Source organism: Neoaquamicrobium sediminum (genome assembly GCF_013240295.1).
In the GTDB taxonomy this organism is placed as follows: domain Bacteria; phylum Pseudomonadota; class Alphaproteobacteria; order Rhizobiales; family Rhizobiaceae; genus Aerobium; species Aerobium sediminum.
The window spans coordinates 1,286,432-1,306,393 of record NZ_JABETK010000002.1; the positions used below are offsets into that span (position 1 = coordinate 1,286,432).

A 19,962-nucleotide genomic window follows, 5' to 3' on the forward strand; every position below is an offset into this window, starting at 1 on the left:
CCGATTGCTTCACCAACAGACTTAGACGCATCCCCGCCGAAGCCAAGGCCTCACCCGAGAAACCTCTGCGCGACAGTCAGCCAGAAGCCCGTGGTCAATATCGCGCAGGCAGTGGAAATGGTCATCGTATTCGAAGCCAGAACCTGCCCCGTGCCGAACCGGGTCGCGATTAGGTAGGGATTGACGCCTGTCGGCATCGAGGCGGCGACCACCAGAACCTGCGCCGGCAACGGCGGAAGACCGATGACAATCACGGCGACCAGCACGACGCCGGGCAGAAGCATGAGTTTCAGGAACGAGAGCGCCAGCGCAGGCTTTACGTTGCCCGAAATGCCGAACTTGCGCAGGCCGAGCCCCATCGCAAAGAGCGCGACCGTGCCGGCGATGCCCGCAAAAGCGTCAATGAAGCGCATTCCCAATGAAGGCATCGGCAAACCGGTGATCCGCCAGGCAAGGCCGGCGAGAATGCCTATGATCAGCGGGTTGGTGAAAAGGTTGCGCAGGAAGTCGCGCAGAACCCGAAGGGGGTCCGACGACTTGCCTTCCTTGCGACGCACTAGTTCGAACATGACGATCGAGGCGGCCATCATGATCGGCAGATGCACGGAGAGTAAGAGCGACAGCACCTCGATGCCGGGTTGGCCGAACACACCCTGCATGAATGGAAGGCCGAGAAGCAGCAGGTTCGAGAACGAGGCTGCTATGCCCGCGACAACACCTGCGGCCGCGTCGCGACCGAATATGCGCGTCGCGACCATGTGCCCAGTGATCCACACGACCGGCACGGAAGAAAAATAGGCAAGCCACAGCGACCACGGCGCCGCTCCGTGGAAATCGACGCCGATCATGGTGCGGAACAGCAGAGCCGGCACGGCCACGACGATGGCGAAGTCGGTCAGAGCATCGCCAACCTGCGGTCGCAGCAGACCGGCCCAGCCCGCGCAATAGCCGAGCCCGACCAGCCCGAAGACGAAGGCAATGGTTTCGACCACCGGGGACATGCCCGCGCGGTAGCGCAATTGCGCCGTCGCGGCAAGCTGCGGCATCGAAACCGCAAGCACAAAGCATTGGCTTGCCTTTCATGTCCCGATCCCGTCCCTATATCGGTAGCAGCAACAAAGGGTACCGGATGCTCCGTCTGACAACGATCGTCGTCGCCATTCTCCTTCTGGCAGGCACGCCAGCCAGCGCCACGGAGGCAGGATGGGCACTTCTGCGCAATGGCGGCCAGGTGCTGTTCCTGGTGCACGCCAACGCGCCGGGTTCCGGCGACCCGGCCAATTTCGACGTCGAGAACTGCCGCACACAACGCAATCTGTCGGACCGGGGGCGTCAGCAGGCACGGCGCATCGGCGCGCTGATCTCGGCACGAGCCGAGCCGGTCGAGCAGGTTTACGCAAGCCGCTACTGCCGCACGCTCCAGACCGCCCGCCTCGCATTCGGCGACGGGCTGGTCGAGGAAATGGACGCGCTCGACCCGCCTGCGGAAGACGAGGAAGCCGCGAAATCAGCCCGGGAGGAAGTGATGGAGCTGATTCGCACCTACTCTGGCTCCGGCAATCTCGTGCTCGTCACGCATCCCGAAAGTATCGAGGCGCTCGTCGGCGTAACCCCGCGCGAAGGCGAGGCAGTGATCGTTGCGCCGACCGATGAGGGTATCCACATCATCGGCCGGATCGTCTTCAATTGAGGGCAAAGGCGGCTACCTTTTTGGCTCTGGCTCTTTTCCTGCCCGTAAAAACCGATTAGAGAGCCGCCAGACCACGAACGAACAAGCCCTGCATTCAGAGGGAATCACTGTGACATCGACATTCGACAAGGTTGCCGACATCATCGCGGAGACCAGCGAGATCGACCGCGACACGATCACGCCCAAGAGCCACACGATCGACGACCTCGGCATCGACAGCCTCGATTTCCTCGACATCGTCTTTGCGATCGACAAGGAGTTCGGCATCAAGGTGCCGCTCGAGAAGTGGACCCAGGAGGTCAACGACGGAAAGGCTCCGGCCGAGGAATATTTCGTCATGGAAAACCTCTGCGCCAAGATCGATGGCCTCGTCGCGGCCAAGAACGCGACCTGAGCTTGTATGGCGGCGGCCTCGGATGAGCCCTGAATGAGCGCGCGCGACGTCGTCATTACCGGCATCGGCCTCGTCTCGTCGCTGGGCGAAGGCGCCGAGCGCCATTGGCATGTGCTGAGCACGCCCGGCGCGAAGCCCGTGCTCGATGCAGAGCGCTTTCAGCCGTACACGATCCACCCGCTTCCCGAGATCGACTGGGGCCTGCAGATCGCCAAGCGAGGCGACCAGCGGCAGATGGAGACATGGCAGCGGCTGGGGACTTATGCGGCCGGCGTGGCGCTGGACGATGCCGACGCCAAGGACGAAGCGCTGCTGGCGACCATGGATATGGTGGTGGCTGCCGGCGGCGGTGAGCGCGACAGTGCGGTCGACCAGGCCATCCTCGACGCGGCACGCACCCGCAACGACCGCGACCTGCTTCTCAACGAAAAGCTGACAACCGAATTGCGGCCCACGCTCTTTCTCGCCCAGCTGTCCAACCTGCTGGCCGGCAATATATCGATCGTGCACAAGGTCACCGGCTCGTCGCGCACCTTCATGGGCGAAGAGGGTGCAGGCGTTTCGGCGATCGAGACGGCGGCGGCGCGCATCCGGTCGGGACAGTCGACCCATATGCTGGTTGGCGGCGCGTTCCAGACCGAACATCCGGACATGCTGCTGGGCTATGAGCTGGACGGTTTCCTGCACCGCAAGCGCTGGAAATCCGTGTGGCAGCGGGCCGCCAATGATGGCGGCGGCGTCATCACCGGCTCGGGCGCGGCTTTCCTCGTCCTTGAATCGCGCGAACACGCTGAAGCGCGCGGGCGCAATGCCTATGCCGCCATCAGCAATGTGGCGTCCGGCCGCGCAAGGCGCAGCGATGGCAACCTCGTCGAGGCGATCTCGGGTGTTGTCCGCGTGCTGGGCGCGCCAGACCAGCGCCTGATGGCCATCTCCGGCGCTTCGGGCGCGCATGCCGCGACAGGCGCGGAACGCAACGCGCTCCAGAGCGCGGGTGACTTCGCGATGCGTGGCTTCTCGACGTTGACCGGCCACCTCAAGGAAGCGCAGTTCCCCTTTGCGATCGCGCTGGCCGCACTCGCCATTCACAACGGCGCGCCCTACCCGGCCTTCGACGCGGAGAATGAGAGCCCGGTGGACGGCGCTCCCGAAGCAGTTCTGGCAACCAGCATCGGCTATCATCGCTATGAGGGCGCTGCCCTCATCGTCAAGGCGTGAGCCGGAGGAAGACGCGATGCCCAGCACCACTGATCACCGTGGCCGCCCCGTTATCGCCGTAACCGGCGTCGGTGTCGTGACCTCGCTCGGGCAGGGCGTGGAGGACAACTGGAACGCGCTGACTTCGGGACGCTCCGGCATCCACCCGATCACCCGCTTCCCCACCGAACACCTGAACACCACCATTTCCGGCACAGTCGATTTTCTGGCTTCCAGCGACAAGGGCGCAAGCGCGCTGACCTACGAGCTTGCCGAGATCGCGGCGCTGGAAGCGGTTGCCGGCGCGGGCTACAATGTCAGCGATTTCGCCGGTCCGTTGTTTCTCGCATCCCCTCCGGTCGAGCTCGACTGGCACGAACGGCTGGCGCTCTACGATTCTGCCGATCTCGATCTACCGGTTTACGAACGCCTGCTCGCCTCCGCGCGTGAGCAGCTTCGCCAGGAAATCTTCGAGGCTTCTCAGTTCGGCGCCATCGCCGACCGCCTCGCCGATCGCTTCGGCACGCGCGGCCTGCCGATCACCCTGTCGACCGCCTGTGCATCTGGCGCAACCGCCATCCAGCTTGGCGTGGAAGCTATCCAGCGCGGCGAAAGCGACCGGGCGCTCGCCATCGGCGCGGACGGTTCGGCCACTGCCGAGGCACTGATCCGCTTTTCGCTGCTTTCGGCCCTTTCAACGCAGAACGAGCGGCCTGAAAAGGCATCGAAGCCGTTTTCGAAGGACCGCGACGGCTTCGTGCTGGCGGAAGGGTCGGCTGCCCTTGTGCTCGAATCGCTGGAAAGCGCACTCTCGCGCGGCGCGCCGGTGCTTGGCATCATGCGCGGCTGCGGTGAGAAGGCCGACGATTTCCATCGCACCCGTTCCAAGCCGGATGGCTCACCTGCCATAGCCGCCGTTCATGCCGCCCTTGCCGATGCCGGCATGGATGCGGACGAAATCGAGTACGTGAACGCACACGGCACCTCGACGCCGGAAAACGACAAGATGGAACACCTGTCGCTTTCCACCGTATTCGGCGAGCGGATGAAGCGGATTCCTATCTCGTCCAACAAGTCGATGATCGGGCATACGCTGTCGGCGGCGGGCGCCATCGAGGCGGTGTTTTCACTTCTGACCATGGCGCGCGGCGTCATTCCGCCGACCATCAACCATGACCATCCGGATCCGGCGATCGAGCTCGATGTCGTGCCCAACGTGAAGCGCGACGCCGAGGTCGGAACTGTGATTTCCAACTCCTTCGGCTTCGGTGGTCAGAATACGTGCCTTGTCATGGCGCGGGAACCGGTCTAGTCCGCTTCCGCAAACGCCAGACAGAAGCGGATACTCCCATGCGCGCACTGCAACTCGTCGAGGATCGGCGGCTTGAATCCGTCGACCTGCCCCCGCCCCCGCCTCCCGGTCTCGGAGAGGTCACCGTCAGGATCAGGGCGGTTGCGCTCAACCACATCGATGTCTGGGGCTGGCGCGGCATGGCGTTCGCCAAGCGCAAGATGCCGCTGGTCGTCGGCGCGGAAGCTTCCGGCGAGGTTGAGACGGTCGGCGAAGGCGTTGCGAACCTCGCACCGGGCCAACTCGTTTCGATCTATGGCGCGCGCACCTGCGGGCGCTGCCGCGCCTGTCGCGAGAAGCGCGACAATCTCTGCGAGCATGTGTCGGGCGTCCACGGCTTCCATCTCGACGGCTTCGCCCAGGAAAAGGTCAACCTGCCGGCGCGGCTTCTGGTGCCGGCACCGCCCGGCGTTGACGAGATCGGTGCGGCGGTCGCGCCCGTCACATTCGGCACGGTCGAGCACATGTTGTTCGACAATGCCAAGCTGCAGCCGGGCGAAACCATCCTCGTCCACGCAGGCGGTTCCGGCATAGGCTCGGCCGCGATCCAGCTAGCGCGGCGCATGGGCTGCACGGTCATCACGACTGTTGGCTCGAACGACAAGATCGAGAAGGCCAAGGCGCTGGGCGCGGACCACGTCATCAACTACCGCGAAGACCGCTTCGAGGGCGTAGTGCGCAAACTGACGAAGAAGAAGGGCGTCGACGTCGTCTTCGAGCATGTCGGCGCCGACACCTGGGCCGGCTCGATGCTGTGCATGAAGCGCGGCGCGCGCCTCGTCACCTGCGGCTCCACCTCGGGTGTGTCCACCAGCATGAACCTGATGCAGCTCTTCCAGCAGCAGCTCAAGATCTTCGGGTCTTTCGGCTGCCGGATGGAAAACATGGCGGACGCCATGCAGAAGATGGCCGCCGGCATCGTCCATCCCGTCATCGACACCGAAGTCGGCTTCGACGACATCGGCCGTGCGCTGGAGCGCATGGAAGGCCGCGAGGTTTTCGGCAAGATCATCCTGCGGATTGCGTGATGAGTGAGGGCCACGCGCCATTCCTTCGGCCGCTGGTTGCAAGGACCCTGCGCTTTCTCAAGCAGGCGGAGTATTGGCTGACGGCACAGGCGGCCATGGCGGCGCTGTGGCTCCTGCGCCTGCTGCCGCCCGACCGTGCGCTCGATTTCGCCGATCGCGTGGCGCGCCGTATAGGCCCCTGGTTTGGCCGTCACCGGGTGGCCCTCGACAATCTCCGCAACGCCTATCCCGAAAAGAGCGAGGAAGAGATACAGGCGATCGCCTCCGACATGTGGGGCAACATGGCGCGTCTGGCCGGGGAGTACATCTTCCTCGACCAGCTTTTCGATTTCGAGCCCAATTCGAACAGGACGGGCCGCGTCGAGGTCATCGGCGAGGAGATTTTCGTGCGCGTGCGCGCCAGCGACAAGCCGCACATCTTCTTCACCGCCCATACCGGCAATTTCGAGCTCCTGCCGGTGGCCGCAGCCTCGTACGAGTTGCCGGTGACAGCGCTGTTCCGCGCCCCGAACAACCCCTACATCGCCAAATACATCTTCTCGACCCGTGCCGACGCAATGGGCGAACTGATCGCCTCGCGCGCTGGCGCCGCCTTCGGCCTCGCCCGCATCCTCGAACGCGGCGGCAATATCGGCGTCCTCGTCGATCAGAAGTTCCACAAGGGGGTGCCGACCACCTTCTTCGGACTGCCATGCAACACCAGCCCGCTGGTGGCCAAGCTCGCGCGCCAGTATGAATGCGACGTCTATCCGGCTCGCTCTGTTCGGCTACCCGGCAACCGCTACCGGCTGGAGATCTTCGACAAGCTGGAGCTACCGCGCACCGAGAAGGGAACGCTCGACGTGCAGGCGACCAGCCAGCTTCTCAACGACACGGTCGAAGGCTGGGTGCGCGAGCATCCAGGCCAGTGGATGTGGTTCCACAAGCGCTGGAAGACGAACTGACGGACGCTGCTGCGGCCTACTGCCCGTAATAGTTCATTACCGCATGCCGCGCTTCGGCGAAGAACAGCCAGCGCTCGGTCAGGACACCGACGGCATGCGACAGGACGGCTACTATAGCCAGCAGGACAGTGAGCGCCGGGGTGACGGCACCGGACAATAGCAGCGGCACGACGGCCGCAACCGGCACCACGCCGCCGAGCAGCACGCTCAGGCGGGCCAGCTTGGCTGCATGCTTGCGCGCAACCCGAAAACCCATCTCGCTGGTGAGATAGTTGTCATTGAAATGCGGCCGCTCGAACAGCTTCACCTTGCCGATGAAGCCGAGGCCTGTGGCGCTTTCAGGTGTCGACAGTGGAACCTGCGACAGCATGCGTTGCCGCCACTGCCATTTCAAAAACCAGGCCGCGACTAGCAGAACCACCGACAGCACCGACAACACCAGCACATTGCCACCGCCCGAAGCCACGAAAAACAGACCGAGCAGGCTTCCGCCCGCGCCGGCAAAGAGCAGATAGCAGGCCGGCGTGAGCGGCGTGTGCCACGCCTGCACCGACCGCAGCGACGCATAGATCATCGAGGTGCAACAGACCGTGACGGCCGCCCCCAGCGTGCCGAGCAGGCCCGCAATCGGCAGGTAGCGCGACTGGAATATCGCGCCATAGGCGGCGATACAGAGCGGAACGAAGGTGAGGATCGCCATCACGCCCTCGCGCGAAAGCCAACTCGAGCGCCACTGCGACAGCGCCCGCCATGCGCGCTGCGGATTGCCGAGATGCAATGTCGATGACAGCAGACCGGCCGAGATCAGCGCCAGCGCGACGAAATGCGCGATCTTGGTCGCCACGGATGCGGGATCGAGCAGGCCGAGCCCGAGAACGGCCGCAAGCCCGTAACCCAGCCCGGAAGCGGTCGTGAACGCGATGATGGAAAGGGCTGGATGCATCTAGAAGCGAAGCCCCCGCAGCGCCGCATTCCGTCGCGCCCCCTCTGTCCTGCCGGACATCTCCCCCACGAGGGGGAGATCCACTAACCGCTCGACTTTCGCCGATCGTCAACGTCTCAGGAGATGCCGTGAAGGCAATGAAAGCCGATCTCCCCCTTGTGGGGGAGATGTCCGGCAGGACAGAGGGGGCAACGTAGAGTGCCCTGCAAAGCCGAGAGCTGCACGACCATCAGATTCGGTCCAGCATGTCGTCGACCCACGCAAAGAAGCCTGTTGCGCCGCGGGTATCCTCCGCAGCCGGCACCGCCTTCGCTGCCAGCGGCTTTCGCGGGCGGGGCGGCAGGTATTTGTTGACAGGCCTTGTGCCCTGCTCCGGCATCAGGTCCATGCCGCCGCGTTCGGCCACCATGATCGACACGGCCGACCCCGGATCGGCGAGATCGCCGAAATGCCGAGCATTGGTCGGGCAGGTCCGCACGCAGGACGGCACGCGATCCACTTCGGGAATGGTCTCGTTGTAGATGCGGTCGATGCAGAGCGTGCATTTCTTCATCACGCCGGCAGCAAGGTCCATCTCGCGCGCCCCATAGGGGCACGCCCATGCGCACAGGCCGCAACCGATGCACATGTCCTCGTCCACCAGCACGATGCCGTCGTCGGTGCGCTTGTAGGAGGCGCCCGTCGGGCAGACGGTCACGCAGGGCGCGTCCTCGCAATGCAGGCAGGACTTGGGAAAATGGATCAACCGCGCCGCGCCCGCCTCGCCCACGACCTCGCCGCCCTCAGGCGTCACCTCGAAGGAATGGATGCGGTTGAGGAACGTGCCTGAAACGTCCGGGCCATAGGGGTCCTGATCGGACAGCGCGGCGCCGTAACCACCGGTGTTCCACTCCTTGCACGAGACCACGCAGGCATGGCAACCGACGCAGACGTCAAGGTCGATGACGAGCCCGAGCTTTTTCGGGGTCGTTTGGGATGGGAGGGACGTCATCGGCTCCACTCCTGCCCGTAGCGCAGTTCGTCGGCTACCTCTTGCGTGCCCCGCTTCTGCGGCTCGAAATGCGGCTGGCTTGCCACGTCGGGCTCCGCCTTCTCGATGTTCACCCGCAGGTCGTACCAGGCGGCCTGCCCGGTGACGGGATCGGAATTCGACCAGCGCATGCCGTCGCCCTTCGGCGGCAGCAATTCATGGATCAGGTGGTTCATCAGGAAGCCTCTGGTCGCCTCCGGCGAAGCAGGGTCGAGTGCCCACGCCCCGCCCCGCTTGCCGATCGCGTTCCATGTCCACATCGTGTCGCGATTGACGGTCTCGGAACGTGCGATCTCGACCTTGATGCGACCGTGATGCGATGTCAGCCAGACCCAGTCCCCGTCCTTCAGCCCGTGCGCGTCGCAGATCGCGCCGGGCACGTAGAGCGGGTTGCGGGTATGGATCTGGCGCAGCCACGCATTCATCGAGCCCCACGAATGGTACATCGCCATCGGGCGCTGCGTGATCGCGTGATATGGAAACGCCGACTTGTCCACGCCCGCTTCCTCGAACGGCTCATACCATGAGGGCAGCGGCGTAAACGCAGACATGATGCGCTCGCGATAGGCTTCCGGCGCCGCCGGCTCGCGAAGGCCCTGCGCCGACAGGCGGAACTTCTGCAGTTCTTCCGAATAGAGCTGGAACGTCACCGGCTGCGGCTGGTCGAAGAAACCCATCCGCACCGCAAAGTCCTGATAGGCCGCGTTGGCATGCTTGAAGAACTGCGCTTCGAGCGGAATATGCGCGGAAAAGAACGAACCATTCTCAATATAGCGGTTCAACTGGTCGGGGTTGGCCGCTCCCCTGCCCGCCCGGTCGGCTTCAAGGCCGCGAAACCCTGCCAGCGGCCCGATGCCGGGGCGTCTCTCATGGCGCACGATGTAATCGGCGTAGTCTGCGTAGAGCGGCTGCCCGCGGCTGTCGGAAAAGCCAGGCAGGCGCAGCCGCGCACCGAGGTCGATCAGCACGCTCTGGAAAGCGCGTACGTCACGGTTTGGCTCGACCACCGGCCAGCGGATGGCGTCATTGACGGAATCCGGCTCCGAGATGGGCCGGTCGAGCAACGAGATGCAGTCGTGCCGCTCCAGATATGTCGTATCGGGCAGGACCAGATCGGCATAGGCCACCATTTCCGATGAATAGGCGTCGGAATAGATGATCTTGGGGATCTTGTACTCGCCCGTCGCCTCGTCCTTGTCCTCCAGCATCCTGATGGCGCCGGCCGTGTTCATAGACGAGTTCCAGGCCATGTTGGCCATGTAGAGGAACAACACGTCGACCGGATACGGATCGCCGGCATGCGCGTTGGCGATGACCATATGCATCAGGCCATGGGCCGAGATCGGCGCTTCCCAGGAAAACGCCTTGTCGATGCGTGTTGGCTTGCCATCGGCATCGACCAGAAGGTCCTCGGGCCCGAGCGGAAAGCCGAGATGCGGGCCGGCAAGCGGCTGGTTCGAGCCGAAATGCTCCGACTTGCCGTGCGGGCGAGGATGGGCATGCAGGGGCTTCGGGTAAGGCGGCTCGAAACGGAACCCGCCGGGGCAGTCGATCGCGCCGATCAGCACCTGCAGCATGTGCAGCGCCCGCGCCGTCTGGAACCCGTTGGAATGCGCCGAGATGCCGCGCATCGCGTGGAAAGAGACGGGCCGGCCTACAAAGGTCTGGTGTCGTTCGCCGTAAACATCCGTCCAAGGCTGCTCGATCTCGATCGCCTCGTCAAAGGCGACACGCCCGATTTCCTCGGCAAGGCCGCGAATGGTGGCGGCATCGATCCCAACGCGGTCGGCCACGGCCTCGGGTGCGTGGCGCGGATCGAGATACTCTTCCGCAAGCAACTGGAACGACGGCGCCACGGCGCGCCCGTCCGGCAGCGTCGTGCGCCCGGAAAGCGACGGACGCGCGCCCTTCGTCCCGGCCGCCACGACGCGCTCGGTCACGGTTTCGAAGACCAGCGGCTTGCCTTCAACGTCCCGGGCGAACAGCCCATGATCGGCCGTGCCCGGCGCGTCGATCACCAGCCACGGCGCATTGGAATAGCGGACAAGGTAGTCGACATCGATACGCCGCGCCTTAAGGAGTTCGTGCACGAGCGCCAGGATCAGCAGGCCGTCGGTTCCCGGCCGCACGCCGATCCAGTTGTCGGCAACCGCCGAATAGCCCGTGCGGACCGGATTGACTGAAACGAACCGCGCCCCGCGCTTCTTGAGCTTCGAGATGCCCATCTTGAGCGGGTTGGAATCGTGATCCTCGGCAACGCCGAACATCACGAACAGCTTCGTGCGCTCCCAGTCCGGCGCGCCGAATTCCCAGAAGGCGCCGCCGATCGTCATGATGCCGGCAGCCGCCATGTTGACGGAGCAGAACCCGCCATGCGCGGCGTAGTTGGGTGTGCCGAATTGCTGTGCCCAGAAGCTGGTGAGCGATTGCGACTGGTCGCGTCCGGTGAAGAATGCGAGCTTCTTCGGATCGCGGTCGCGTACTTCGCCGAGCCACCCGGTCGCGAGCGTCAACGCTTCGTCCCAGGAAATCTTGCGGAATTCGCCCGATCCGCGCGGACCGGTACGCAGCAGCGGCGAATCGAGCCGCGCCGGCGCATAGTGCTGCATGATGCCGGACGAGCCTTTGGCGCAAAGCACGCCGCGATTGACCGGATGGTCGCGGTTGCCTTCGATGTAGCGAATCTTGCCGTCCTTGAGGAGCACGTCGATGCCGCACCGGCAGGCGCACATGTAGCAGGTCGTCTTCCGGACCTCGTCCGAAACAGGTCTCGACAGTTCGACCCGGTGATCCGACATCGTTGAGCGCTCCCTCACCTCCTCAGGTCTATGCAAGACGGTTCGGGATTGAAATGCCGGAAAGGCGACATGAAGTGGAATATTTTTCGCCGGCTGGCGGTCTCAGTTTTCCACGATGATGCGCGTGTTGCCTGCGCCCACCTGGCGCACCAGTCGGTAGAAGGCTTCCGCGTTGGGCGTCGCGAGCCGCACGCAGCCATGCGAGGCAGGCTGTCCAAGCCGGCTGACGGCATCCGTTCCGTGCACCGCCCAGCCGCGGTCGTAGAAGACGGCAAAGGGCATCGGCGCGTTGTCGTAGGTGCGCGAGAGCCAAAGCTTGTGCACTCTGTAGGGCCGGAACTCGCCACGCGGCGTCGTATAACCGGCACGCGCGGTCGAAACGGGCCACTCGTAGAGCACCTTGCCGTAATGCGTGACCGTCATCTTCTGCGCGGCGACGTCAACGCGCGCCACGACACTGGATGCCTGGGCCGAAAGGCCGGAAAAGAGCAGCAACGCCGCCGATGCAGCGGCCAGCACAAACCTGTTCATGCGTCGAACCCCAAACTGTCCCATCCCACGAGGCACATTGTGCACCCTCGGGCGATTTCGGGCGAGTCTGACGCAGATTTCCTAACAATCTTTCGCATATCGGGCTGGCTGGCATAATGAAATCAGGCTGGACCAAAGAGCCTGCTTGCCAGCCCCCAATCCTGCCTGCTCAATAGCGCGCATGAACGAACAGCTCTTCCGCGCCATAGACGACCGCCGCGACGAACTCGTCGCTCTCACTGCCGACCTGATCCGCTTTCCGACGGTGAACCCGCCGGGCGAGGCCTACACGCCTTGCGCCGAGTTCATCGCCAACCGGCTTAGGAAGCGCCGCTTCGAGACCCAGCTTATCCGGGGGCAGGACACGCCGGGCGATTCGGACCGTTATCCGCGTACCAATGTCGTCGCCCGGTTCGACGGACGCGGCCACGGCCCCACGGTGCATTTCAACTCGCATATCGACGTGGTGGAGGCCGGCGAAGGCTGGACGGTCGATCCCTATGGCGGCATCGTGAAGGACGGCCGCGTCTATGGGCGCGGCGCCTGCGACATGAAGGGCGGCCTCGCGGCCTCCATCATCGCTGCCGAAGTGTTCATGGATGTCTATCCGGATTTTCCAGGTGCCATCGAGATTTCGGGCACTGTCGACGAGGAGTCGGGCGGTTTCGGCGGCGTGGCCTATCTCGCCTCCAAGGGCTTCTTCTCGAAGCCGCGTGTCGACCACGTCATCATTCCCGAACCGCTCAACAAGGACCGCATCTGCCTCGGTCATCGCGGCGTCTGGTGGGCGGAGATCGAAACTAAGGGCAGGATCGCGCACGGCTCCATGCCGTTCCTCGGCGATTCGGCGATCCGCCACATGGGCGCGGTGCTGCACGCCTTCGAGGAAGAGCTTTTCCCCGCCCTCGACCGCAAACAGACCCAGATGCCGGTGGTGCCGGAAGGCGCGCGCCGCTCGACCATGAACATCAACTCGATCCATGGCGGCCAGACCGAGGACTTCTTCCCCGGCCTGCCCTCGCCCAACGTCGCGGATACGTGCCGCACGGTGATCGACCGCCGCTTCCTGTTGGAAGAATCTATCGACCAGGTGAAGGGCGAGGTCACCTCCATTCTCGACCGGCTCAAGCGCGAACGCCCGAAATTCGACTATTCGATCCGTGACCTGATGGAAGTCCAGCCGACCATGACCGAACGCGACGCGCCGGTTGTGACGGCGGTCGCCGAAGGCATCCGCGAAATCTTCGGCAAGGAGCCGGACTACGTGATTTCGCCCGGCACCTACGACCAGAAACATGTCGCCCGCATCGGCCACCTGCACGACTGCATCGCCTACGGCCCGGGTATCCTCGACCTCGCCCACCAGCCGGACGAGTGGGTGGGCATCGACGACATGGTCGATCCGCCAAGGTCATGGCCATCGGGCTGGATGTGCTGTTGCGCGGCGCTCTGCGTGGCTGAAGCCTCGAAGCGCTCATGTGCGCTTTGCGGCGCAACAAAGTCGATTTACTCCCCGTGCGTTTCGCGCTTTGATCGCCGGGGTTCAGTTTGCATCGGGAGATCGTCATGAAGCTTTTGAAATCCGTTCTCGTGGCCACGGCGCTTGCGCTCGCCACGTCGAGCGCGGCCATTGCCCAGCGCACGGACATCGTCATCGGCATGGTGCTTGAGCCGCCGCATCTCGATCCGACCGCCGGTGCCGCAGCCGCGATCAAGGAAGTCGGCTATGCGAACATCTTCGAAGGACTGACCCGCATCGGCCCCGACGGCGCGGTTCAGCCCGGACTGGCCGAAAGCTGGGAAATCTCAGACGATGGCAAGGTTTATACCTTCAAGCTGCACACGGGCGTGAAGTTTCACGACGGCGCGGACTTCAGCGCCGAGGACGTGAAATTCTCCATCGACCGCGCCATGGCCGAGGATTCCGTCAATCCGCAGAAAGGCCTCTATTCGGCGATCGAGAAGGTGGAGGTCGTCGACCCGGCGACCGTCGTCGTGACCCTCAAGCACCCGCAGGGCGCGTTCCTTTGGAACATGGGCTGGGGTGAGGCAGCCATCGTCTCCCCGGCCTCTGCCGACGGCAACAAGGAAAAGCCCATCGGTACCGGCCCATTCAAGTTCGAGAACTGGGCCAAGGGCTCCTCGATCACGCTTGTGAAGAACCCCGACTACTGGGGCGAGGAAGTCGCGCTCGACAAGGCCGAGTTCCGCATCATCCCGGACGCGGCAGCGGCTGTTCCAGCACTTCTGTCCGGCGACGTGCATGCCTTCTCCAACATGCCGGCCGGCGACGCCCTGCCGCAGATCGAAAGCGATCCGCGGTTCAAGGTCGTGATCGGCTCGACCGAGGGCGAGACCGTTCTGGCGACCAACAACAAGAAGGAGCCGTTCGACAAGCTGGAGGTGCGCCAAGCCATCGCCCACGCGCTCAACCGCGACGAGATCATCGCCGGCACCCCGCCCGGCCTCGGCGTGCCGATCGGTTCGCACTTCGCGCCCCACCATCCGGCCTATGTCGACCTGACCGGCACCTATCCCTACGATCCTGAAAAGGCGAAGGAACTGCTGGCCCAGGCGGGCTTCCCCGATGGCTTCTCCGCGACGCTGAAGCTCCCGCCTCCCGGCTACGCCCGTGACGGCGGCCAGATCATCGCCTCGCAGTTGCGGCAGGTGGGCATCAATCTCGAGATCATTCCGCTGGAATGGGCCGACTGGCTGAGCCAGGTCTTCACCGACAAGAACTACGACCTTTCCATCGTCTCCCATGTCGAGCCGATGGACATCGGCATATATGCGCGGCCGGACTACTACTTCCAGTACCAGAACCCCGAGTTCAACGCGGTCATGGAAGAGCTCGAGATCACGACCGACGAGGCCAAGCGCAACGAGCTTTACGGCAAGGCCCAGCGCATCCTCGCGGAGGATGCCGTCAACGGCTTCCTGTTCCAGCTCCCCAAGGTCGGCGTGTGGGACGCCAAGATCGAAGGCATGTGGGAGAACTGGCCGCTTTCGGTGGCCGACCTGACCAAGGTCCACTGGACCGAATAGCCTGGACACCGGCAGTGCCTCCCCGGCTTCCGGCCTGGGGAGGCATCATTTTTCAGGAACGATCCGCCCTTCATGACCGCCTTTCTCGCCAAACGCATCGGCATCGGCCTCCTGACGCTGATGGTTGCTTCGGCAGTCGTTTTCGGCGTGCTGGAGATCCTGCCCGGCGACCCGGCGCAGCTCATGCTGGGCATGAACGCGACCCCTGAAGCGCTCGCGAACCTGCGCGAGCAGATGGGGCTCAACCAGCCGGTGCTGCTGCGCTATTTCACATGGGTCGGCGGCATGCTGGTGGGCGATTTCGGCCGATCTTTCACCTATTCCTCGCCGGTCATCGACCTGATCGCCGAACGCGTGGTTGTCTCGCTGCCGCTGGCGATCATTTCGCTCATCCTGTCGACAGCGATCGCCATTCCGGTCGGCATATTCTCGGCGGCCCGACGCGGCAAGGCCGCGGACACCGTCTCGATGGGCGCAGCACAGATCGGCGTCGCGATCCCCAATTTCTGGTTCGCGCTGCTGCTGATCTACGTCTTCGCGGTGTGGCTGAGGCTGGTGCCCTCCGGCGGCTTTCCCGGGTGGAGCGCCGGCATCTGGCCGGGCATCAAGGCGCTTCTCCTGCCGGCCGTAGCGCTTGCCCTTCCGCAGGCCGCGATCCTTGCCCGCGTGACCCGCTCCGCCATGCTCGAAGTGCTCGGCGAGGACTATATCCGCACCGCGCGCGCCAAGGGCATGCCGCGCCGTACCGTGTTGTGGCGCCATGCGCTCCGCAACGCGATGATACCGGTGTTGACGATCCTCGGCCTGCAATTCGCGTTCCTGCTCGCCGGCACCATCATCATCGAGAACGTCTTCTACCTGCCGGGGCTCGGCCGGCTCGTCTTCCAGGCGATCACGCAGCGCGACCTGATCGTGGTTGAGGGCGTCGTCATGCTGCTCGTGGCGAGCGTCGTCGTCGTCAACATCGTCGTCGACATCCTCTATGCGGTGGTCGACCCGCGACTGAGGATAGCCGCATGAGCATGCAGCCGCTTTCCGCCGAACCGACCGGCTGGCGCGCCCTGGTCCGCATGGCCTTTGCCAACCGTTCCTTCCTGGTCGGCTTCATCATCACGGCACTGATCGCCGCGATGGCGCTCGTCTCGTTTTTGTGGACGCCTTACGACGTCACGCATCTTGTGGTCGCCGACCGGATGAAGGGCCTCTCGGCCGAGCACCCCTTCGGCACCGATCATTTCGGCCGCGACATCCTTTCGATGATCATGGTCGGCTCGCGCAATTCAATCGCCGTCGCCCTTGTGGCCGTCGGCATCGGCATGGGCATCGGCGTTCCGCTAGGCTGCTGGGCGCGGCACGCGGCGGCTGGATTGACGAGGCGCTGATGCGCTTCAACGACGTGGTGTTCGCCTTCCCGGCCCTGCTTTCGGCGGTGATGATCACGGCGATCTTCGGCCCCGGTGCAATCAACGCCATTATTGCCATCGGCATCTTCAACGTGCCCGTCTTCGCGCGCGTCGCGCGGGCCGGCGCGCTGTCTCTGTGGCCACGCGAATATGTGCTGGCGGCGCGGGCGGCGGGCAAGGGCAAAGCGCTCATCACCATCGAGCACATCCTGCCCAACATTGCGTCGATCCTGCTGGTTCAGGGCACCATCCAGTTCGCGCTGGGTATCCTGGCCGAAGCAGGGCTTTCCTATCTGGGTCTCGGCGCACAGCCGCCTATGCCTTCGTGGGGGCGGATGCTGTTCGACGCGCAGACGCGCATGATGGTCGCGCCGCATCTGGCGATCTTCCCCGGCCTTGCCATCGTCATCACCGTTCTGGGGCTCAACCTTCTGGGTGACGGCCTGCGCGACATGCTCGACCCGAAATTGAGACGCCAGCGATGAGCCTGCTCGAAATCGAAAACCTGCGGCTCGAGATCGGCGATACGTCGATCCTCAAGGACATCGACCTGACCATCGAACAGGGCGAAGTGATGGGGCTGGTTGGCGAATCGGGCTCCGGCAAGTCAATGACGGCGCTCACTGTCATGCAGCTCCTTCCGGAAGCGGCACGGGCGCAAGGGCGCGTGACCTTCGACGGGATCGACATCCTGTCCGCCCCCGAAGCCGCCATGAACAAGCTTCGCGGCGACGATATCGGCATGGTTTTCCAGGAGCCGATGACGGCGCTGAACCCGGTAAAAACCATCGGCGAGCAGGTGGCCGAGGGTATTCGCTGGCACACTGGCGCCAACCGCGCCGATGCCGAGCAGACAGCGCGCCAGATACTAGACCGAGTGGGCCTGCCGGAAGCGAAGTTCCCGCTCGCGCGCTATCCGCATGAGCTTTCCGGCGGCCAACGCCAGCGCGTGGTGATCGCGATTGCCTGCGCCTTGAAGCCCAAGCTGCTGATCGCCGACGAGCCGACGACCGCACTCGACGTGGTGCTGCAGAAGCAGATACTCGAACTGCTGCGCGACCTCGTCGACGAGCGGAAGATGGGCCTGCTGCTGATCTCCCACGACCTCGCGGTCGTCGCCGACATGGCCGACCGCATCACCATCATGCGCCACGGCGAGGTCATGGAGGACGGCGAGACCGCCCGCACGCTTTCGGAGCAGGTGCATCCTTACACGCGTCAGCTCGCGCAGGCATCCATGCACGTGCCCGCGCGCAAACGGCATGCAACGGCTGCTGCGACAGCAGACGCTCCGCCTCTCCTCTCCGTCGAGAACGTCGTCCGCGACTATCCGGGGCGGCGCACCTCGCTTTTGCGCAAGCCGGCACCATTCCGCGCCGTGGACGGCGTCTCGTTCTCCTTGCGCGCAGGTCAGTCGGTGGCGCTGGTGGGGCGGTCCGGCTGCGGCAAGTCCACCCTGGCGCGCATGGTTCTGGCGCTGGATCGGCCAACCGACGGCGCGATCCGTCTCGATGGCGCGGAAGTCAGCGCGCTTGGCGAAGACGCGCTGAAGCCGCACCGGCGAAAGATGCAGGTCGTCTTCCAGGACCCCTACGGCTCCTTCAACCCGCGCCACAAGGTCGAGCGGCTGGTGGGCGAGCCGCTGCATCTGCTGGAAAAGAAGCCATCCGCCGCCGAGCGGCGCGAAATGGTGGCCGACGCGCTGCATGAGGTAGGCCTGCAGCCGCGCGACATGGACAAATATCCGCACGAATTTTCGGGCGGCCAGCGCCAGCGGATCTCGATTGCCCGCGCGATCATCACCCGTCCCCAGCTGGTGGTGGCCGACGAGCCTGTGTCCGCACTCGATGTCTCAATCCGGGCGCAGGTTCTCGATCTATTCGCCGATCTCAACGACAGGCTGGGCGTCGCCTACCTCTTCATCACCCACGACCTCACCGTCGCGCGCGCCATCACCGACGAGGTGATGGTTATGCACGACGGACGTATCGTGGAGGAAGGCAAGACCGGCCAGGTGCTGGACAATCCGCAGTCCGATGCGGCCAAGGCGCTGGTTGCCGCGGCACCCGACCTTCACCGCGCGCTAAGCAGGCGGCTGGCCGAACAGGGGTAGCGCCAAGGCCGTAAGGTTGAAGGTGCGTCCTTCGAGGCTCGCTGTGCTCGCACCTCAGGATGAGGGAGGTGGGTTGATCGATCCCACTGCACCGTGGGCTCGATGCGCTACAGTCCTCATCCTGAGGTGCGAGCACAGCGAGCCTCGAAGGACGCACTGCCGTATCGGTCAAACGCAAAAGCCGCAGACAAAAGATCTACGCTTCGCCCGGCACCACTTCGTGCGGGTCGAGTCTCAAGACCTCCAGTGTGCGGGCCAGAAGCCGTACTTCCTGCTGGTTCAGTTCGTCGTCGGCCTTGGCGATTTCGGCGAGGTGGCGCGCCAGTTCCACACGGCGCTCGTGGGGATAGCCGCGGAAGATCGCAAGCGCCTGTGCCGTGGTCGTCTCGTAGCCATAATCCTGCAGGTAACGCATGACGTTGCCGAAGCTCTCACCGTCAATGCCGAATGCGTCGGCGCAGATCCGGCGCAGGGTTTCGAGCTCGGCTTCGTCCACCTCGCCATCGGCGAGCACCATCCGGAACAGGAGCAGTATCTCGGCCGAAAGCGCTGGATCGTCGGCGACCTTGCGCACGACGGGATCGCCCTCGAAAAGCTCCCTGACCTTCGAAAACAGTTCCAGCGCCATTCGGTCGATTCTCCGGTTTCCCTAACGTCTTCGAAGCTAGCGCGAAATCGCGCTTGCGGATAGCGCACGGCCGTGCTGGAAGCGCCCGTAATCTGGAATTGCGCATGTTCTCCGACCTCGCTCTCGAAATCGTCCTGCTGCTTGCCGCAGCCGCCTTCCTTGCCGGCTTCGTCGATTCGATCGCCGGCGGTGGCGGACTCATCACCGTACCGGTTCTGCTGCTGGCCGGTTTCTCGCCGGTCGAGGCACTGGGCACGAACAAGCTGCAGGGTCTCTTTGGCACCGCTTCGGCAACCATTTCCTATGCCTCCAAAGGCCATGTCGACCTGAAGAAGCAGGCGCCTTCGGCACTGCTCGCCTTCGTCGGCTCGGTCGTCGGCGCAGCCCTCGCGACCATCCTGCCTGGAGAGTGGTTGCGTGCCGCCCTGCCCGTGATGCTGGTGGCGATCGCGCTCTACTTCGCCTTCAAGCCGAACATGGACGATGTCGACCGTGCCGAGCGCATCCGGCCGTTCCTGTTCGGCGTGACGATCCCGCCACTGCTCGGCTTCTATGACGGGTTGTTCGGTCCCGGCACAGGCTCCTTCCTGATGCTGGCATTCGTCGGGCTGGCCGGCTACGGCGTGCTGAAGGCCACCGCCCACACCAAGCTACTCAACTTCGCCTCCAATGTCGGCGGCTTCGCCTTCTTCGCGGCTGCCGGGGTCGTTTCCTGGAAAATCGGCCTGATGATGGGTCTCTGCCAGTTCCTCGGCGCCAGGCTCGGCGCCGCGCTGGCGATGAAGAAAGGCGCACGCGTGATTAAGCCGTTGCTGGTCGTGACCTGTGTCGCACTCGCCGTCAGGCTGCTGATGGATTGAGCCT

Annotated in this window: 16 protein-coding genes and 2 pseudogenes; 12 read left to right on the forward strand and 6 right to left on the reverse strand. The window is 64.3% G+C overall.

Annotated features, from left to right (window positions below; genetic code table 11):
- Positions 1 to 50: 50 nt before the first annotated feature.
- The gene (locus HK436_RS18195; protein WP_173193611.1) at positions 51 to 1,001 is read right to left on the reverse strand and encodes an AEC family transporter; all 951 of its coding nucleotides are present in this window, start codon (positions 999 to 1,001) and stop codon (positions 51 to 53) included.
- A 128-nt stretch (positions 1,002 to 1,129) separates the two neighbouring features.
- Between HK436_RS18195 and HK436_RS18200 the strand changes: the two genes are divergently transcribed.
- From HK436_RS18200 to HK436_RS18225, 6 genes are all read left to right on the forward strand, one after another.
- Positions 1,130 to 1,690, forward strand: coding sequence for a histidine phosphatase family protein (locus tag HK436_RS18200; RefSeq protein WP_173192009.1), 561 nt, complete (start codon positions 1,130 to 1,132; stop codon positions 1,688 to 1,690).
- A gap of 109 nt (positions 1,691 to 1,799) precedes the next feature.
- Entirely contained in the window at positions 1,800 to 2,084 is a 285-nt protein-coding gene (locus HK436_RS18205; protein ID WP_173192011.1) for an acyl carrier protein, read from the forward strand.
- 33 nt (positions 2,085 to 2,117) lie between these two features.
- A complete protein-coding gene (locus tag HK436_RS18210; RefSeq protein ID WP_173192013.1) occupies positions 2,118 to 3,302 on the forward strand; it encodes a beta-ketoacyl-ACP synthase in 1,185 nt (394 codons plus the stop codon).
- Between the two features lie 16 nt (positions 3,303 to 3,318).
- On the forward strand, positions 3,319 to 4,593 hold the full coding sequence (locus HK436_RS18215; RefSeq protein WP_173192015.1) for a beta-ketoacyl-ACP synthase: 1,275 nt from the start codon (positions 3,319 to 3,321) through the stop codon (positions 4,591 to 4,593).
- Between the two features lie 38 nt (positions 4,594 to 4,631).
- Positions 4,632 to 5,660 (forward strand): zinc-binding dehydrogenase, encoded by a 1,029-nt coding sequence (locus HK436_RS18220; protein ID WP_173192017.1) that lies wholly within the window; start codon positions 4,632 to 4,634, stop codon positions 5,658 to 5,660.
- Complete coding sequence (locus HK436_RS18225; protein WP_173192019.1) at positions 5,660 to 6,604, forward strand: lipid A biosynthesis lauroyl acyltransferase; 945 nt, start codon at positions 5,660 to 5,662, stop codon at positions 6,602 to 6,604. The genes HK436_RS18220 and HK436_RS18225 overlap by 1 nt, the downstream gene beginning before the upstream one ends.
- Before the next feature lie 16 nt (positions 6,605 to 6,620).
- Here the strand turns inward: HK436_RS18225 and HK436_RS18230 are convergent, their stop codons facing one another.
- The 4 genes from HK436_RS18230 to HK436_RS18245 form a co-directional block, all read right to left on the reverse strand.
- Positions 6,621 to 7,547 carry a dimethyl sulfoxide reductase anchor subunit family protein gene (locus HK436_RS18230; RefSeq protein WP_173192026.1) on the reverse strand — a complete coding sequence of 309 codons (927 nt, stop codon included), beginning with the start codon at positions 7,545 to 7,547 and terminating at the stop codon, positions 6,621 to 6,623.
- 229 nt (positions 7,548 to 7,776) lie between these two features.
- The gene (locus HK436_RS18235) at positions 7,777 to 8,538 is read right to left on the reverse strand and encodes a 4Fe-4S dicluster domain-containing protein (RefSeq protein ID WP_173192028.1); all 762 of its coding nucleotides are present in this window, start codon (positions 8,536 to 8,538) and stop codon (positions 7,777 to 7,779) included.
- A complete protein-coding gene (locus tag HK436_RS18240; protein WP_173192030.1) occupies positions 8,535 to 11,375 on the reverse strand; it encodes a molybdopterin oxidoreductase family protein in 2,841 nt (946 codons plus the stop codon). Before HK436_RS18240 ends, HK436_RS18235 begins: the two co-directional genes overlap by 4 nt.
- Positions 11,376 to 11,477: 102 nt before the next feature.
- Entirely contained in the window at positions 11,478 to 11,906 is a 429-nt protein-coding gene (locus HK436_RS18245) for a L,D-transpeptidase (protein ID WP_173192032.1), read from the reverse strand.
- 181 nt (positions 11,907 to 12,087) lie between these two features.
- On the opposite strand from HK436_RS18245, the pseudogene HK436_RS18250 reads away from it, so the two are divergent.
- The 5 genes and pseudogenes from HK436_RS18250 (at position 12,088) to HK436_RS18270 (ending at position 18,470) form a co-directional block, all read left to right on the forward strand.
- A pseudogene (locus HK436_RS18250) lies at positions 12,088 to 13,367 on the forward strand (acetylornithine deacetylase/succinyl-diaminopimelate desuccinylase family protein).
- A gap of 105 nt (positions 13,368 to 13,472) precedes the next feature.
- The gene (locus HK436_RS18255; protein WP_173192034.1) at positions 13,473 to 14,954 is read left to right on the forward strand and encodes an ABC transporter substrate-binding protein; all 1,482 of its coding nucleotides are present in this window, start codon (positions 13,473 to 13,475) and stop codon (positions 14,952 to 14,954) included.
- A gap of 72 nt (positions 14,955 to 15,026) precedes the next feature.
- On the forward strand, positions 15,027 to 15,974 hold the full coding sequence (locus HK436_RS18260; protein WP_173192035.1) for an ABC transporter permease: 948 nt from the start codon (positions 15,027 to 15,029) through the stop codon (positions 15,972 to 15,974).
- Between the two features lie 2 nt (positions 15,975 to 15,976).
- Positions 15,977 to 16,842: pseudogene (locus HK436_RS18265) on the forward strand (ABC transporter permease).
- Positions 16,839 to 18,470, forward strand: a complete 1,632-nt coding sequence (locus HK436_RS18270) for an ABC transporter ATP-binding protein (protein WP_173192037.1) — start codon at positions 16,839 to 16,841, stop codon at positions 18,468 to 18,470. The pseudogene HK436_RS18265 and the gene HK436_RS18270 overlap by 4 nt, the downstream one beginning before the upstream one ends.
- 196 nt (positions 18,471 to 18,666) lie before the next feature.
- On the opposite strand, the gene HK436_RS18275 is transcribed toward HK436_RS18270, so the two are convergent.
- Positions 18,667 to 19,098, reverse strand: coding sequence for a TerB family tellurite resistance protein (locus tag HK436_RS18275; protein ID WP_173192039.1), 432 nt, complete (start codon positions 19,096 to 19,098; stop codon positions 18,667 to 18,669).
- Positions 19,099 to 19,202: 104 nt separating this feature from the next.
- Between HK436_RS18275 and HK436_RS18280 the strand changes: the two genes are divergently transcribed.
- Entirely contained in the window at positions 19,203 to 19,958 is a 756-nt protein-coding gene (locus HK436_RS18280; RefSeq protein ID WP_173192041.1) for a TSUP family transporter, read from the forward strand.
- Positions 19,959 to 19,962: the final 4 nt, after the last annotated feature.

What these genes read in the sequence shown, in the direction of transcription:
- HK436_RS18195 (WP_173193611.1), bottom strand. Translation starts at nt 1,001, where the DNA reads ATGTCCCCGGTGGTCGAAACCATTGCCTTCGTCTTCGGGCTGGTCGGG.
- HK436_RS18200 (WP_173192009.1), top strand. Translation starts at nt 1,130, where the DNA reads ATGCTCCGTCTGACAACGATCGTCGTCGCCATTCTCCTTCTGGCAGGC.
- HK436_RS18210 (WP_173192013.1), top strand. Translation starts at nt 2,118, where the DNA reads ATGAGCGCGCGCGACGTCGTCATTACCGGCATCGGCCTCGTCTCGTCG.
- HK436_RS18215 (WP_173192015.1), top strand. Translation starts at nt 3,319, where the DNA reads ATGCCCAGCACCACTGATCACCGTGGCCGCCCCGTTATCGCCGTAACC.
- HK436_RS18220 (WP_173192017.1), top strand. Translation starts at nt 4,632, where the DNA reads ATGCGCGCACTGCAACTCGTCGAGGATCGGCGGCTTGAATCCGTCGAC.
- HK436_RS18225 (WP_173192019.1), top strand. Translation starts at nt 5,660, where the DNA reads ATGAGTGAGGGCCACGCGCCATTCCTTCGGCCGCTGGTTGCAAGGACC.
- HK436_RS18230 (WP_173192026.1), bottom strand. Translation starts at nt 7,547, where the DNA reads ATGCATCCAGCCCTTTCCATCATCGCGTTCACGACCGCTTCCGGGCTG.
- HK436_RS18235 (WP_173192028.1), bottom strand. Translation starts at nt 8,538, where the DNA reads ATGACGTCCCTCCCATCCCAAACGACCCCGAAAAAGCTCGGGCTCGTC.
- HK436_RS18240 (WP_173192030.1), bottom strand. Translation starts at nt 11,375, where the DNA reads ATGTCGGATCACCGGGTCGAACTGTCGAGACCTGTTTCGGACGAGGTC.
- HK436_RS18245 (WP_173192032.1), bottom strand. Translation starts at nt 11,906, where the DNA reads ATGAACAGGTTTGTGCTGGCCGCTGCATCGGCGGCGTTGCTGCTCTTT.
- HK436_RS18255 (WP_173192034.1), top strand. Translation starts at nt 13,473, where the DNA reads ATGAAGCTTTTGAAATCCGTTCTCGTGGCCACGGCGCTTGCGCTCGCC.
- HK436_RS18260 (WP_173192035.1), top strand. Translation starts at nt 15,027, where the DNA reads ATGACCGCCTTTCTCGCCAAACGCATCGGCATCGGCCTCCTGACGCTG.
- HK436_RS18270 (WP_173192037.1), top strand. Translation starts at nt 16,839, where the DNA reads ATGAGCCTGCTCGAAATCGAAAACCTGCGGCTCGAGATCGGCGATACG.
- HK436_RS18275 (WP_173192039.1), bottom strand. Translation starts at nt 19,098, where the DNA reads ATGGCGCTGGAACTGTTTTCGAAGGTCAGGGAGCTTTTCGAGGGCGAT.
- HK436_RS18280 (WP_173192041.1), top strand. Translation starts at nt 19,203, where the DNA reads ATGTTCTCCGACCTCGCTCTCGAAATCGTCCTGCTGCTTGCCGCAGCC.